The 13,253-nt window shown below is 63.1% G+C and carries 15 protein-coding genes; 13 read left to right on the plus strand and 2 right to left on the minus strand.

Going from position 1 to position 13,253, the window contains the following annotated elements:
• The first annotated feature begins 60 nt into the window (after positions 1-60).
• The 7 genes from ACNKU3_RS06245 to trmA all read left to right on the plus strand — a co-directional run bounded on the left by ACNKU3_RS06245 (position 61) and on the right by trmA (position 4,320).
• Positions 61-735: a Bax inhibitor-1/YccA family protein gene (locus ACNKU3_RS06245; RefSeq protein ID WP_418258554.1), complete on the plus strand. Its 675-nt coding sequence runs from the start codon at positions 61-63 to the stop codon at positions 733-735.
• 63 nt (positions 736-798) lie between these two features.
• On the plus strand, positions 799-1,191 hold the full coding sequence (gene tusD, locus ACNKU3_RS06250; RefSeq protein ID WP_418258555.1) for a sulfurtransferase complex subunit TusD: 393 nt from the start codon (positions 799-801) through the stop codon (positions 1,189-1,191).
• 1 nt (position 1,192) lies between these two features.
• The gene (gene tusC / locus ACNKU3_RS06255; RefSeq protein ID WP_418258556.1) at positions 1,193-1,564 is read left to right on the plus strand and encodes a sulfurtransferase complex subunit TusC; all 372 of its coding nucleotides are present in this window, start codon (positions 1,193-1,195) and stop codon (positions 1,562-1,564) included.
• A 1-nt stretch (position 1,565) separates the two neighbouring features.
• On the plus strand, positions 1,566-1,856 hold the full coding sequence (tusB, locus tag ACNKU3_RS06260; protein WP_418258557.1) for a sulfurtransferase complex subunit TusB: 291 nt from the start codon (positions 1,566-1,568) through the stop codon (positions 1,854-1,856).
• 3 nt (positions 1,857-1,859) lie between these two features.
• On the plus strand, positions 1,860-2,177 hold the full coding sequence (locus tag ACNKU3_RS06265; RefSeq protein WP_418258558.1) for a TusE/DsrC/DsvC family sulfur relay protein: 318 nt from the start codon (positions 1,860-1,862) through the stop codon (positions 2,175-2,177).
• A 5-nt stretch (positions 2,178-2,182) separates the two neighbouring features.
• Positions 2,183-3,211 (plus strand): glycosyl transferase family protein, encoded by a 1,029-nt coding sequence (locus ACNKU3_RS06270; RefSeq protein WP_418258559.1) that lies wholly within the window; start codon positions 2,183-2,185, stop codon positions 3,209-3,211.
• Positions 3,211-4,320: a tRNA (uridine(54)-C5)-methyltransferase TrmA gene (trmA, locus tag ACNKU3_RS06275; RefSeq protein ID WP_418258560.1), complete on the plus strand. Its 1,110-nt coding sequence runs from the start codon at positions 3,211-3,213 to the stop codon at positions 4,318-4,320. The genes ACNKU3_RS06270 and trmA overlap by 1 nt, the downstream gene beginning before the upstream one ends.
• A 1-nt stretch (position 4,321) precedes the next feature.
• Here the strand turns inward: trmA and ACNKU3_RS06280 are convergent, their stop codons facing one another.
• A complete protein-coding gene (locus tag ACNKU3_RS06280) occupies positions 4,322-5,221 on the minus strand; it encodes a hypothetical protein (RefSeq protein WP_418258561.1) in 900 nt (299 codons plus the stop codon).
• A gap of 3 nt (positions 5,222-5,224) precedes the next feature.
• Entirely contained in the window at positions 5,225-5,851 is a 627-nt protein-coding gene (locus ACNKU3_RS06285) for a dUTP diphosphatase (protein WP_418258562.1), read from the minus strand.
• Positions 5,852-6,066: 215 nt separating this feature from the next.
• Here ACNKU3_RS06285 and corA point away from each other — a divergent pair, with 215 nt between their 5' ends.
• From corA to ACNKU3_RS06315, 6 genes are all read left to right on the plus strand, one after another.
• Complete coding sequence (corA, locus tag ACNKU3_RS06290; protein ID WP_418258563.1) at positions 6,067-7,020, plus strand: magnesium/cobalt transporter CorA; 954 nt, start codon at positions 6,067-6,069, stop codon at positions 7,018-7,020.
• A gap of 221 nt (positions 7,021-7,241) precedes the next feature.
• Positions 7,242-8,243: an ABC transporter permease gene (locus tag ACNKU3_RS06295; RefSeq protein WP_418258564.1), complete on the plus strand. Its 1,002-nt coding sequence runs from the start codon at positions 7,242-7,244 to the stop codon at positions 8,241-8,243.
• Complete coding sequence (locus tag ACNKU3_RS06300; protein WP_418258565.1) at positions 8,243-9,313, plus strand: ABC transporter permease subunit; 1,071 nt, start codon at positions 8,243-8,245, stop codon at positions 9,311-9,313. The genes ACNKU3_RS06295 and ACNKU3_RS06300 overlap by 1 nt, the downstream gene beginning before the upstream one ends.
• 14 nt (positions 9,314-9,327) lie before the next feature.
• Complete coding sequence (locus tag ACNKU3_RS06305) at positions 9,328-11,274, plus strand: ABC transporter substrate-binding protein (RefSeq protein WP_418258566.1); 1,947 nt, start codon at positions 9,328-9,330, stop codon at positions 11,272-11,274.
• Between the two features lie 7 nt (positions 11,275-11,281).
• A complete protein-coding gene (locus ACNKU3_RS06310) occupies positions 11,282-12,259 on the plus strand; it encodes an ABC transporter ATP-binding protein (RefSeq protein WP_418258567.1) in 978 nt (325 codons plus the stop codon).
• Complete coding sequence (locus ACNKU3_RS06315; protein ID WP_418258568.1) at positions 12,256-13,230, plus strand: ABC transporter ATP-binding protein; 975 nt, start codon at positions 12,256-12,258, stop codon at positions 13,228-13,230. The genes ACNKU3_RS06310 and ACNKU3_RS06315 overlap by 4 nt, the downstream gene beginning before the upstream one ends.
• Positions 13,231-13,253 lie beyond the last annotated feature (23 nt).

Below are 13,253 nucleotides of genomic sequence, written 5' to 3' on the forward strand. Positions count from 1 at the left end.
GGCCGTATCATCTGTCACAGGAATGTACGCGATAACGCGCAACCACTGACGGAGAAGTCGATGCAAGAGACAAGTATGTACAACGTCCACAGCGCTGGTATGGACAGTGTGCTGGCCACCAACAAGGTGCTGAAAAACACCTATTTACTGCTCGGCATGACCCTCGCTTTCAGCGCCCTGTGCGCGGGGATTTCCATGGCCATCGGCCTGCCCCACGGCGCCGCCCTCATCCTGAGCCTGGTCGGTTTCGGCCTGCTGTTCGTGGTCCACAAGATGGCCGACACCAGCAAGGGCCTGCTGGCCATTTTCGCCTTCACCGGCGTACTCGGCGCTTCCATCGGTCCAATGCTCAACGCCTACCTCGCCATGCCCGGCGGCCCGGCGCTGGTCATGCAGGCCCTCGGTGGCACCGCCATCGTGTTCTTTGGCCTGTCCGCCTACGCCCTGACCACCCGCAAGGATTTCTCCTATATGGCGGGCTTCCTCACGGTGGGCCTGCTGGTGGCCGTCGTGGCCATGATCGCCAACATCTTCCTGGCGATCCCCGCGGTATCGCTGGCGATTTCCTCGGCGATGGTACTGATCATGTCCGGCCTGATCCTCTTCGACACCAGCCGGATCATCCACGGCGGGGAAACCAACTACATCCGTGCGACGGTGGCCCTGTACCTGGACATCTACAACCTGTTCGTCCACCTGCTGTACCTGCTCACCGCCCTTGGCGGCGATGACTGAGCACGGCTGCGCAGTAACCAAACCCCGGTTTGCGCCGGGGTTTTTTATTTTGCGACCCGCCCCATGATCTACAGCCTGCTCGTCCTCTCCCCGCCGCTTTCCAGCCACGGCGCCCGCGCAGCCGTGGCTTTTGCCGGGGCGGCCATCGCCCGCGGCCACAGCGTGAACCGGGTGTTCTTCCTCGATAACGGCGCCGCCACCGGTGACGGCAACGCGGTACTGCCCCAGGATGAAACCGATATCGCCGCGGCCTGGCGCGAGTTCGCTGACACCCACGGTGTCGAGCTGGTGCTGTGCATTTCCTCCGCCCTCAAACGCGGCATGCTGGACGCGGGCGAAGCCGCTCGCTACGGCAAGGCCGGCGCCACGCTGCAGCCGGGCTTTGAAATCGCGGGGCTCGGCCAGCTTATCGACGCCGCCAGTGCGGCGGACCGGTTGCTGACCTTCGGGGGCTGAGATGACGGAAATCACCCGGCACAAACAACTGGTGGTGCTGCGCCAGCCGCCCTACGCATCCACCCTGTCGCGCTCCGCGATCGACCTCGCGCTCGCCATGGGCGCCTTTGAACAGGATGTCCAGTTGCTGTTCCTCGGCGACGGTGTCCTGCAACTGCTGCAGGACCAGCACGCGGAGGCCATCGGGCAGAAGTCAGCGGGGAAAATCCTTTCCTCCCTGCCTCTCTACGATGTCGAGTCCGTCTACGTGGACGCCGCCGCCATCGCTCGCTATGGCCTGCAGGCCGATCAACTGGTGGTGCCCGTCGAACTGCTGGACGCCGCTGACATCCGCTCGATAATGACGCAGTGTGACCACCTGCTGAGCCTGTGACATGATCCTGCACACACTCAATGCCACCCCCTCCAGCGCGCCCTTCGCCCAGTGCCTGGCGCTGGCCACGGCGCAGGACTGCATCCTGCTGATGGGCAGCGGCGTGTATGGCGCCCTCGACGCCAGCGAGGGATGGCGGCAACTGAGCGCCAGCCCGGCGAAAATCTGCGCCCTGCGCCCGGATGTGCAGGCAGCGGGCGTGGAAGCGCGACTCGCGGCGGTGGAACTCGTCGATTACGACGGTTTCGTCGCCCTGAGCGAACGCTTCCCTCGCCAACTGGCCTGGTACTGAGCCGTGCTTCCGCCGGAGGCATTCGACCGGGAAGGATTCCTCCACGACCTGGACAGCTGGTCGCCGGAGGTCGCGCGGCAGATCGCCGCCGGCGAAGGCATTGAACTCGGCGATGAGCACTGGGAAGTTATCCACCTGCTTCGCGAGTATTATTCCAGCTTCGACAGCTCACCTGCGATGCGTCCTCTGGTAAAATACTGCGCATTGAAGCTCGGCCCCGACAAGGGCAGGAGCATCTACCTGCTGAAACTGTTCCCCGGCTCACCGGCCAAGCTCGGCAGCAAGATCGCCGGCCTGCCGAAACCCGACAATTGCCTGTAACCGCTGTGACCAGACCCCTGTCATTCCAGATACCCGCCACTGAGCACCCCTTCGCGCCCTATGTCCGCATTCTCGGCAAGGGCAAGACCGGCAGCCGCTCGCTGAGCCGCGAGGAAGCCGCCAGCGCCTTCGCCATGATCCTGCGCGGCGAAGTGGAAGCCCTGCAGCTCGGCGCCTTTCTCATGCTGCTGCGGGTCAAGGAGGAAACCGGGGAAGAACTGGCGGGCTTCGTCGACGCCTGCCGCAGCGAGATGCTGCAGCCGCCGGCCGGGCTCGCTGCGGATCTCGACTGGTCCAGCTACGCGGGCAAGAACCATCACCACCCCTGGTACCTGCTGTCGCTGCTGCTGTTGTCCGGGGCCGGATACCGGACCCTGGTGCACGGCAGTGACGGCCATACCGCCGGCCGGCTGTACACCGAACAGGCGATGCAGCAGCTCGGGCTGCCGGTTGCGGCAAACTGGCTGGAAGCGCAACAACAGCTGGACCGCGACAACCTCAGCTACCTGCCGCTGCGGGCCTTCTGCCAGCCGCTGCACGAACTGGTGCAATTGCGCCCGCTGCTCGGCCTGCGCTCCCCGGTCAACACCCTCACCCGGATGCTCAACCCGCTGGGCGCCGCCGCCAGTATCCAGAGCATATTCCACCCGGCCTATGGCAGCCTGCACCAGGACGCGGACCGCCTGCTCGACCAGCCCTGCTCACTGGTCTTCAAGGGCGAGAGCGGCGAAGTGGAGATCAAGCCCCACGCGGACACCCGGCTGCAGCTGCTGCAGGCCGGCGAGTCGCGGGAAATCCTGCTGCCGCGCAGTATCCAGGGCCGGGTCGCGGATGTGGAACAACTGTCCGTAGAGCCCCTGCGCGCGCTGTGGCGCGCTGAACAGGATGACGACTATGGCAGGGACGCGGTTATCGCCACCACCGCCAGCGCGCTCTACTGCCTCGAGGCAGGCAGCTCAGGCAACACCATTGATCACTGCCTGGAGCGCGCCCGCGCACTCTGGGATTCCCGCGACCGCACACGACTCGACTGATGCCCCTTTCCAGAATACAACCAACGCAGTACGCAAGCCTGCTGCGCGACAAGGTCGCGGCCACCTGCGCCCTGCTGGCGCCCTTCGCCGCACCGGCACCGGAGGTCTTCCCCTCGCCGCCCACCGGCTTTCGCATGCGCGCGGAGTTCCGCATCTGGCACGAGGGCGGCGACCTCGACTATGTGATGTTCAATCCCGCGGACCCGAAGACACCGGTGCCAATAGCGGAATTTCCCATCGCCTGCGCCACCATCCAGCAGCTGATGCCGGCGCTGCGGGACCGGCTGCAGTCGAGCGACACGCTGCGTCGCAAACTGTTCCAGGTGGAGTTTCTCTCCACCCTGGCCGGCGATAGCCTGGTCACCCTGGTCTATCACCGCAAACTGGACAGCGCCTGGGAGAACAGTGCCGAACAACTGCGCGCGGAACTGCAGTCGATCGCACCGCAGCTCTCGGTCATTGGCCGCAGCCGCAAGCAGAAACTGGTTCTCGGCCGGGACTGGGTCCTCGAGGAATTGCCCATCGCCGGGCGCGATTTCACTTACCGGCAGTACGAACAGGCATTCACCCAGCCCAATGCGCTTGTCAATATCGCGATGATCGGCTGGGCCTGTGAGCGGGCCGCGGGACTGGGGGGCGACCTGCTGGAACTCTACTGCGGCAACGGCAACTTTACCCTGCCCCTGTCGCGGCAATTCGATGCGGTAATCGCCACCGAACTGGCCAAGGTCTCGGTGCGCGCCGCGCAGCACAACATCGAAGCCAACGGCACGGACAACGTGCAGATGATCCGGCTGGCGGCGGAGGAAGTCACCCAGGCCATGAACGGGGTGCGGGAGTTCCGCCGGCTGGCCAACCTGCCCCGGCCACTGGGCGACTACGACCTGCGGACGATTTTCGTCGACCCGCCCCGCGCCGGGCTGGACGAGCACACCGTGGCCATGGCCGCGGGTTTCGACAATATCATTTACATTTCCTGCAACCCGCACACGCTGGCCGACAACCTGCAGCAGCTGGATAAAACCCACCGCATCGAAAAGTTCGCACTGTTCGACCAGTTCCCCTACACGGATCACATGGAATGCGGCGTGTTCCTGCGGCGCCGCTGACTCAGCAGCGAATCCCGAAAGCCAGCAGCCCCCTGCCCAGCACCTCGTCGAGCCGGTCTACATCGTCCTCGTCCACCTCCAGCGAACGCAGGTTCATGCTGCTGTAGATATCCCGCTTGCGCAGGCGCTGGCGCATCTCCGCCGGGCCGGAGGCCTGTTCCCAGCAGTCGATATAGACGTTGCCGACAGGCAGGTAGAAATCCGCGTAGATCAGCTCCTCCACCGGCAGCGCCCGGTGACAGGCGTGGGCGAGCTGCGCCAGGTACAGCCAGTTGCAGACCAGCATCTGCAGCGGGGTCTTGAGGATGTGGCCATCCACACCTTCGCACTGGGCGGGCCTGGAGGCACTGGCGAACAGGTCGGGCGCCGAATCCCCCTCGGCGGCTTCCGCTGCGGGAAACTGGTCCGACTGGCGACTGAGTTCCCGGTGCACCACCGGGTTGTCGACTATCTCGTGGGGCCAGGTCACATAGAAGGCGCCGGTGGCCTCGCTCTCCGACTGCTGCCCGCCCATGGTCTTGCCCAGCGGGGTGAGCTCCCAACCGATGATGGTGTGCTGCTGCAGGCCGATTTCCGCCAGCGCCCGGTTGATCTGCCGGGTGTGTAGCCGCGGGTAGTAACGGCGCATGGCCGCGGCAGTGATGCGCTGGTTGGATTCCAGTGCGGCCAGCAGGGGGTGATGGCCGAGGTTGGCGGGCCAGACGATGTACCGGCCAAAGCGTTTGCTCTGCTGGTAACTGCCGCCCTCGAACTCCCCCTTCGGCAGCAGCACCCAGGTATCCCCCCGGCGCTGAATCCAGCCGTAGTCGCGCAGGGTGGCGAACAGTTGCTGGACCGGAATCTCCAGCTTGCGCGCCAGCGCGGTAGTCGAGAGTTTGCCCTCGCCGTCCTCGTCGCTCATGGCTTACCCGGAGACGTGCTCGCGGTAGCGGATTTCCAGCGAACTGTAGACCTGCTCGGCAAAATCCGGGGTGCTGGCGTCGAGTTCAGCCTGCACTTCCACCAGGTGTTCGTTGTCCTCGCGGCCGCCCCAGTTCTTGATGTAGGTGCCCTCCTTGTAGCCGTGGTCCTGGCGGAAGAAATTGAGCACGTTCTTGCCGACGTAGGCACGGTACAGGTCGTCGAAATCGAGCTCCGCCGCGTACATCAGGTCGCGAAACAGGACCGGCGAAAACGAGTGGGTCTGCAGGCAATCCAGCGCCAGCGCCTCGGTGGCCTCGCGCACGCCGAGTCCGGAGAACTCATGGCCGCTGAGCGCGCGGTCGATATCATCGGCGATGTCCTCGATGCTCTTGCCGTCGCGGAACAGCGCGGAGAGGCCGAAATGCCAGATATCGATCACTTCCAGCCGCACCTGCTCCAGGTCGGGTTCCTGTTTCTTCCACCACTTGAAGCCGTAGTGGTCGATCAGTTCACCACACTCGATCCAGGCCGCCCGGTACCACTCGAAATTCTGGCTGACCCATTCAGGGTGCACTCGCGTATTCATGCGATCCTGCATGGTAAGCATGTTGATCAGGGCCTGTTTCAATGTATTCCTCGCTGATAGATAGACCTGTGACAGTCTGCAGAGCATAGCAGCGCAGGCCGGGGGGAAGGAAGCTCGCCGCGGCCGTAGCGCCCGCATCCAGAGCGGATAGAATGAGGTGGCGCGGTGATCACCGGAGACGGAACCGCGCTACAATGTCGGCGAATAATACCGGACCGGGCGGACGCATCCAGCCTGGCGGGCACAGGGGCGCAAGCATGATACGACTGTTCAACATCCGCAACGGGCTGATTCGCGAGTTTGACTACCCCGAAGGCCAGATTGCCATGCACCTCCGGGAGGCGGACTGGATCGACGCCCACGAGCCCGACGAGGAAGAGCGTGCCCTGTTGCAACAGATGCTGGCCACCGACCTGCCGGAGTCCGACGAGGTCGAGGAAATCGAAACCTCCGCCCGCTGCTTCGTCGACCAGGCCGGTATCCACATCCACTCCCTGTTCCTGGCCTACTCCGAGGGCCGCCACAACCCGGTCTCGGTGGCCTGCATCCTGCAGAAGCAGCGCCTGATCACCATCCGCGAGGGCGACCTGGCGGACTTCCGCCTGCTGCGCATGCGCGCCCGCCGCGGCCAGGTGGAAGCCCAATCACCGCAGGACCTGCTGGTTACCGTGATGGAACAGAAGGTGGAAAACCACGCGGACTCGCTGGAGGACCTGCACCGGCAACTGGAGAACGTCAGCTACCTGGTGCTCGAGGACGAAACCGCGGAACTGGAGGATGCCATCAGCAAGCTGGCGCGCCTGGAGGACAGCAACGGTAAAATCCGCCTGTGCCTGATGGATACCCAGCGCGATATCTCCTTCCTGCTGCGCCACCTGCGCGCGCAGCCCGAGCAGCAGGAAACCCTGCGCGAGATCATGCGCGACGTGGAAACCCTGATGTCGCACACCACCTTCCTGTTCGACAAGATCAACTTCCTGATGGATTCCACCCAGGGCTTTATCAATATCGAGCAGAACCAGATCATCAAGATTTTCTCCATCGCCGCGGTGGTGTTCCTGCCGCCGACCCTGGTGGCGAGCATCTACGGCATGAACTTCACCTACATGCCGGAACTGCAATGGCTGCTCGGCTACCCGGGGGCGATTGGCCTGATGGTGCTCTCGGGCATGGCGCCCTACTGGTACTTCAAACGCAAAGGCTGGTTGTAGCGCTGCGGGATGCCTCGCATTCATTACCGGCGCACGCGGGACTGTCGCCAGCGGACGCGACGTGACACGGACTTGCGCACTTGCCTTTCAAGCACCCCCCGATTGTGGGAACATGCAGTACATGAGTCCGGCCCCGGCAACAGGCGCGGTCATCACCTGGTATCGAAGGACACACTGAATGGGTAGCCGGCTTCCCGGTGCGTGATTATTTCCTCCGCAGATTGCTGCTGATACCCCCGACCCTGCTCGGGGTAACCCTGATCGTCTTCGCCATCACCCGGCTGGTGCCCGGCGGACCGCTGGAACGCGCCCTGATGGAAGCCCAGCAGGTGAACGCCCAGTCGGGCATGAGTGCAAGCCAGGACGCCGGCCAGGGCATGGCCCTGTCCGCAGAGCAACTGAACCAGCTCAAGGCCTACTACGGTCTCGACAAACCGATGCTGCAAAGCTACGTCCAGTGGCTGTGGAAGGTGGTCCGGGGCGACCTCGGCACATCCTACCGTTACAACGAACCGGTCTGGGATGTCATCCGCGAGCGTTTTCCGGTATCCCTGTTCTATGGGCTTACCACGCTCATCATTACCTACGCAGTGTGCATACCCCTCGGCGTCCTCAAGGCCATCAGGCACCGGACGCTGGTCGACAACGTCACCTCCATACTGATCTTCATCGGCTATGCGATTCCGGGTTACGCGCTGGGCTCGCTGTTATTGCTGTATTTCTCGGTGCGGCTGGACTGGTTTCCCATGGGCGGCTTTGTCTCGATGCAGTACGTCGAAAAAGACAGCATTGGCAAACTCGCCGACCTGGTCAGCCATTCCGTGCTGCCACTGACCTGCTACCTGGTCGGCAGTTTCGCGCTGGTCACCCTGTTGCTGAAGAATCACCTCATGGACAACCTCGCCGCGGATTATATTCGCACCGCGGTGGCCAAGGGCGTGTCCTTCCGTCAGTCGGTCACCCGCCACGCCCTGCGCAATTCGCTGATCCCCATCGCCACGACCTTTGGCCAGAACATCGTCCTGCTGGTGTCCGGCTCTTTCCTGATCGAGTCCATCTTCGATATCGACGGATTTGGCCTGCTCGGCCTCACCTCGATCATGGATCGCGATTACCCGGTGGTCATGGGTGTATTCCTGCTGGCCAGCCTGTTGCTGCTGATCGGCAATATCATCTCCGATGCACTGGTCGCACTGGTCGACCCCAGGATTCGCTTCCACTGATGCTGCGCTTCAATCCCCAGACCCTCAAGAAATTGCGGCGCTTCCGGGAGATCAGGCGCGGTTACTACAGTTTCCTGATACTGGCGGGATTGCTGCTGGTCAGCCTGCTCGGTGAGCTGCTGGTCAATAACCGCGCGGTCGTCGTCAGTTACCAGGGCGAGCTGTACTTTCCCACCTATGGCGCCTTTCACCCGGGCAGCGACTTCGGCTTCGATTACAGCTACGAAACCAGTTACCGGGAACTGCAGCGGGTACTGGCGGCGGACGACGATCCGGACAGCTGGGTGATAATGCCCCCGGTGCCCTACAGCCCCTATGAAAACCACACCCGGTCCGGCGCCTTCAAACCGGAACCGCCGAGCGCGGCCAGCAAACACTACCTGGGTACCGACACCACCAGCCGCGACATTCTGGCCAGGCTGTTTTACGGCACCCGCATCGCGCTGTTTTTCGCCATCGCCTTCCTGGTATCGGTGTACGTGATCGGCATCAGTATCGGTTGCGCGATGGGCTATTTCGGCGGGGTTTTCGACCTCCTGTTCCAGCGGATCATTGAGATCTGGTCGAACGTGCCCTTCCTCTACATCGTCATCATCGTGTTTTCGGTGACGCCCGCGACCTTCTCGATCCCCCTCAGGATCGCGATCCTGCTGACGGTGCTGGTGCTGTTCAGCTGGACCGGCATGACCTATTACATGCGCACAGAAACCTACAAGGAAAAGTCCCGGGACTATATCGCCGCGGCGCGCACCATTGGCGCCTCCAATACGCGGATTATTTTCCGCCATGTGCTGCCCAACGTGCTCGCGACGCTGGTGACCTTCATGCCCTTCACCATAGTCTCGGCGATCACCTCGATCACCGCGCTCGACTTCCTCGGTTTCGGCCTGCCGCCACCCACGCCCAGCCTGGGCGAACTGCTGAAACAGGGGACGGCGTCGCTGCGCACAGCCCCCTGGATCGTGACCTCGGCATTTGTCACGCTGGTGGGGCTGCTGACCCTCGTCACGTTTATCGGCGAGGCAATCCGCGAATCTTTCGATCCAAAAAAATTCACCATGTACCGATAGCAATGGGGAAAACGATGAAATTACGCTTGATCTCGGGGCTCACACTGTTACTGATAACGGCACTGAGCGGCTGCGGCGGATCGGAGGACAAGGCGCCAGCCGAGGTCGCGAAGGACAATACCGCCGAAGTGGAAGCCTACTACGCGGAGCACCCGGACTTTTTCTCCTTCAAGACGCCGGCTGACCTGCCCGCGGACCTGCACTGGGAAAACGGCATGGACCTGCCGGACATCGGCTCACCCGAGGCAAAAAAGGGCGGCACCCAGTACATGGCCCTGCAGGACTTCCCGCGTACACTGCGCCTGGTGGGGCCCGATGCCAACGGCAGTTTCCGCACGTATATCCTGGACTACAACCACGTCAACCCCGCCCACCGCCATCCTGACAAGTTTACCTTTTACCCCGGCACCGCCGAGTCCTGGGCGGTCGATATGGAAAACAGGACCGTCTACGTTAAGCTCAATCCCAAAGCGCGCTGGTCGGACGGGGAGCCGCTGACCTCCGATGATTTCCTGTTCATGTTCTTCATGTTCCAGTCGAGTTACATCGTCGCGCCCTGGATGAACAACTGGTACAGCACCCAGTACACCAATATCACCCGCTACGACGAACACACCTACTCCATCACTGCGGTCGAGGCGAAGCCGGACCTGGATTTCATGGTCCTCAACCTCCCCGGAATGCCACAGCACTTTTTTCGCGAACTGGGCGAGGACTATGTTGATCGCTACCAGTGGCGCAATGTCCCGAGTACCGGCCCCTTTGTTATTCGCGATGAAGACATCCAGAAGGGGCGCTCGATCGCCCTGACCCGGATCAAGGACTGGTGGGCCAGGGACCTGAAGTACTGGCGCAACCGCTACAATCCGGACCGCATCCAGCTTTCGGTCATCCGCGAAACGCCCAAGGTCTTCGAGGCCTTCAAGCGCGGCGACATCGACGTGTTTGGCCTGGGGCTGGCGGAATACTGGTACGAGAAACTGCCCGACAGCGACCCCGATGTACAGCAGGGCTATATCCACAAATCGGTGTTCTACAACGACCGGCCGCGCGCCACCTGGGGCCTGTGGATCAACTCCTCCAAGCCGCTGCTGGACAATCGCGACATCCGCGTGGGCATCCAGCACGCGTCCAACTGGGGCCTGGTGATCGAGAAATTTTTCCGCGGCGACTATACACGGCTCAACACCGCGTCGGACGGTTTCGGCGAATTCAGCCATCCGACCCTGAAAGCCCGGGATTTTGATATCGATGCAGCCCTGGCCGCCTTCGCCCGCGCGGGCTTCACCCAGCGCGGGCCCGATGGCATCCTGGTCAACGACCAGGGCCAGCGCCTGTCATTTACCCTGACCACCGGTTACGAGGGCCAGAAGGACATCCTCACCATCCTCAAGGAAGAAGCCGCCAAGGCCGGGCTGGAATTCCGTCTCGAGGTTCTGGACTCAACGGCTGCCTTCAAGCTCGCCCGGGAGAAAAAGCACGATATCCAGTTCACGGCTTTCAGCACCTTCCTGGAGATGTACCCGCGCTACTGGGGGACCATGCACTCGGATACGGCCTATGACGATGCCTTCCTCGACGATGGCAGTGTCAATCCACAGCGCAAGGTCAAGACCCAGACCAATAACCTGGAAGAGTTTGCCGACCCGGAAATGGACCGCCTGATCGACGCCTACCGGAAGTCCAGCGACAAGGACGAGATGATTGAGCTGGCCCACCGCATGGACGAGTTGCATCACGACTATGCCGCCTGGGTGCCCGGCTACTACGATCCGTTCTATCGCATCGGGCACTGGCGCTGGGTGCGTTTCCCGGAGTTCTTCAATCACAAGCACTCGGAAAATTACCTCGAGTACTGGGTGCACTGGATCGATACGGACCTGAAGCAGCAGACACTGGATGCCAGAAAGACAGGAGAGGCCTTCGAGCCGGAAATTACCGTTTACGAACAGTTCAGGTAATTCGCCCGTGAGCCAGCCACTGCTCGAGGTCGAGGGCCTTGTGACCGAGTTCGACACCGACGAGGGCCGCGTCTGCGCCGTCGACGGTGTCAGCTTCTCGGTTGGCGCCGGGGAAACGCTGGGTATTGTCGGCGAGTCCGGCTGCGGCAAGAGCGTCACCGCGCTGTCGATCATGCGCCTGCTGCCACAACCGATGGGCCGGATTGCAGGCGGCCGGATTCAGTTCGATGGCCGCGACCTCGCGACCCAGGACATCGCCGCCATGGAACGCATTCGCGGCAACGACATCGGCATGGTGTTCCAGGAACCGATGACCGCCCTCAACCCGGTGCACACCATCGGCCGGCAACTGACGGAAGTGCTCCTGCTGCACAAGCCCCTGGACAAGCTCGAGGCGACCCGCGAGGCGGTGTCGATACTCGACCAGGTCGGCATCCCTTCGCCGGAAGTGCGCATGGGCGAATACCCCCACCAGTTGTCCGGCGGCATGCGCCAGCGCGTGGTCATCGCCATGGCGCTGGCCTGCAAGCCGCGCCTGCTGATCGCCGACGAACCGACCACCGCGCTGGACGTGACCATCCAGGCGCAAATCCTCGACCTGATCAAACAACTGCAGGGGGAGATGGGCATGGCGGTGATTCTCATCACCCACGACCTCGGGGTGATTGCGGAGACCTGCGACAAGGTGGTGGTCATGTACGCCGGCAAGGTCGCCGAGACCGGTTCCGTCTACCGCCTGTTCGACGCGCCGGGGCATCCCTATACCCGCGGCCTGCTGGCCTCGATCCCGACCCTGGAGACGCCGCCCAAGTCGCGCCTCAACACTATCGAGGGCATGGTGCCGGGCCTGCTCGACCTGCCCCCCGGCTGCCGCTTCGGCAACCGCTGCGCCTGGAAGCAAGACCCCTGCGCCACTGCGCCGCCCGGCCTGGAGACGATTGAAGCCGGACACGAGGTCGCCTGTTACCGCTGGCGTGAATTATGAGTGAATCCCCCTTACTGCGGGTCAGGGACCTGCGCATGCACTTCCCGGTACGCGAGGGTGTCCTGCTGCGCGCGCGGCGCGCCAATCGCGCCGTGGACGGCGTGTCCTTCGACATCGCACCGGGCGAAACCCTCGGCCTGGTCGGCGAATCGGGCTGCGGCAAGTCCACCCTCGGCCGCTGTATTGCACGGCTCTACAAGCCCAGCGCTGGCAGTATCGAATTCGATGGCACGGATATCGCCGGACTGTCGCAGCGCGCGCTGCTGCCCTTCCGCCGCGATATCCAGATGATCTTCCAGGACCCGATGGAATCGCTCAACGCCCGCCACACCGTCGGCGACATTCTCGAGGAGCCCCTCATCATTCACCGCATGGGCGACCGCGCCTGGCGCACCCGGCGGGTGGCGGAACTGCTGGAGATCGTCGGCCTGCCCGCCCGTTCGGTCTCCCGCTACCCCTTTGAGTTCTCTGGCGGCCAGCGCCAGCGCATCGGCATCGCCCGCGCCATCGCGCTGAACCCGCGCCTGATCATCTGCGACGAACCGGTATCCGCCCTGGACGTATCGATCCAGAGCCAGATCCTCAACCTGCTGGTCGATCTGCAGCGGGAATTTGGACTATCCTACCTGTTCATCGCCCACGACCTCGCGGTGGTGAAACATGTGTCGGACCGCATCGCGATCATGTACCTGGGCAAGTTCGTCGAAACGGCAGCCGGAGCAACGGTCTACCGCAACCCGCGCCACCCTTACACCCGCTCGCTGATCGATGCGATACCGGTGCCCGACCCCCACCGGGTGGCACAGCGGCAGATCATCGTCGGCGACGTGCCCTCGCCCATCGATCCGCCCCCGGGTTGCGCCTTTCATCCGCGCTGTCCCCGGGCCGTGGCATCCTGTGCGGCGACGGCGCCACAACTGGGCGAATTCGCCCCCGGCCACCGGGTCGCCTGTATCCGGGAATTCGAATAGATATCACTGGCTGACGCCAGCCA

The organism is Haliea sp. E17, from assembly GCF_048323675.1.
GTDB lineage: Bacteria > Pseudomonadota > Gammaproteobacteria > Pseudomonadales > Halieaceae > Mangrovimicrobium.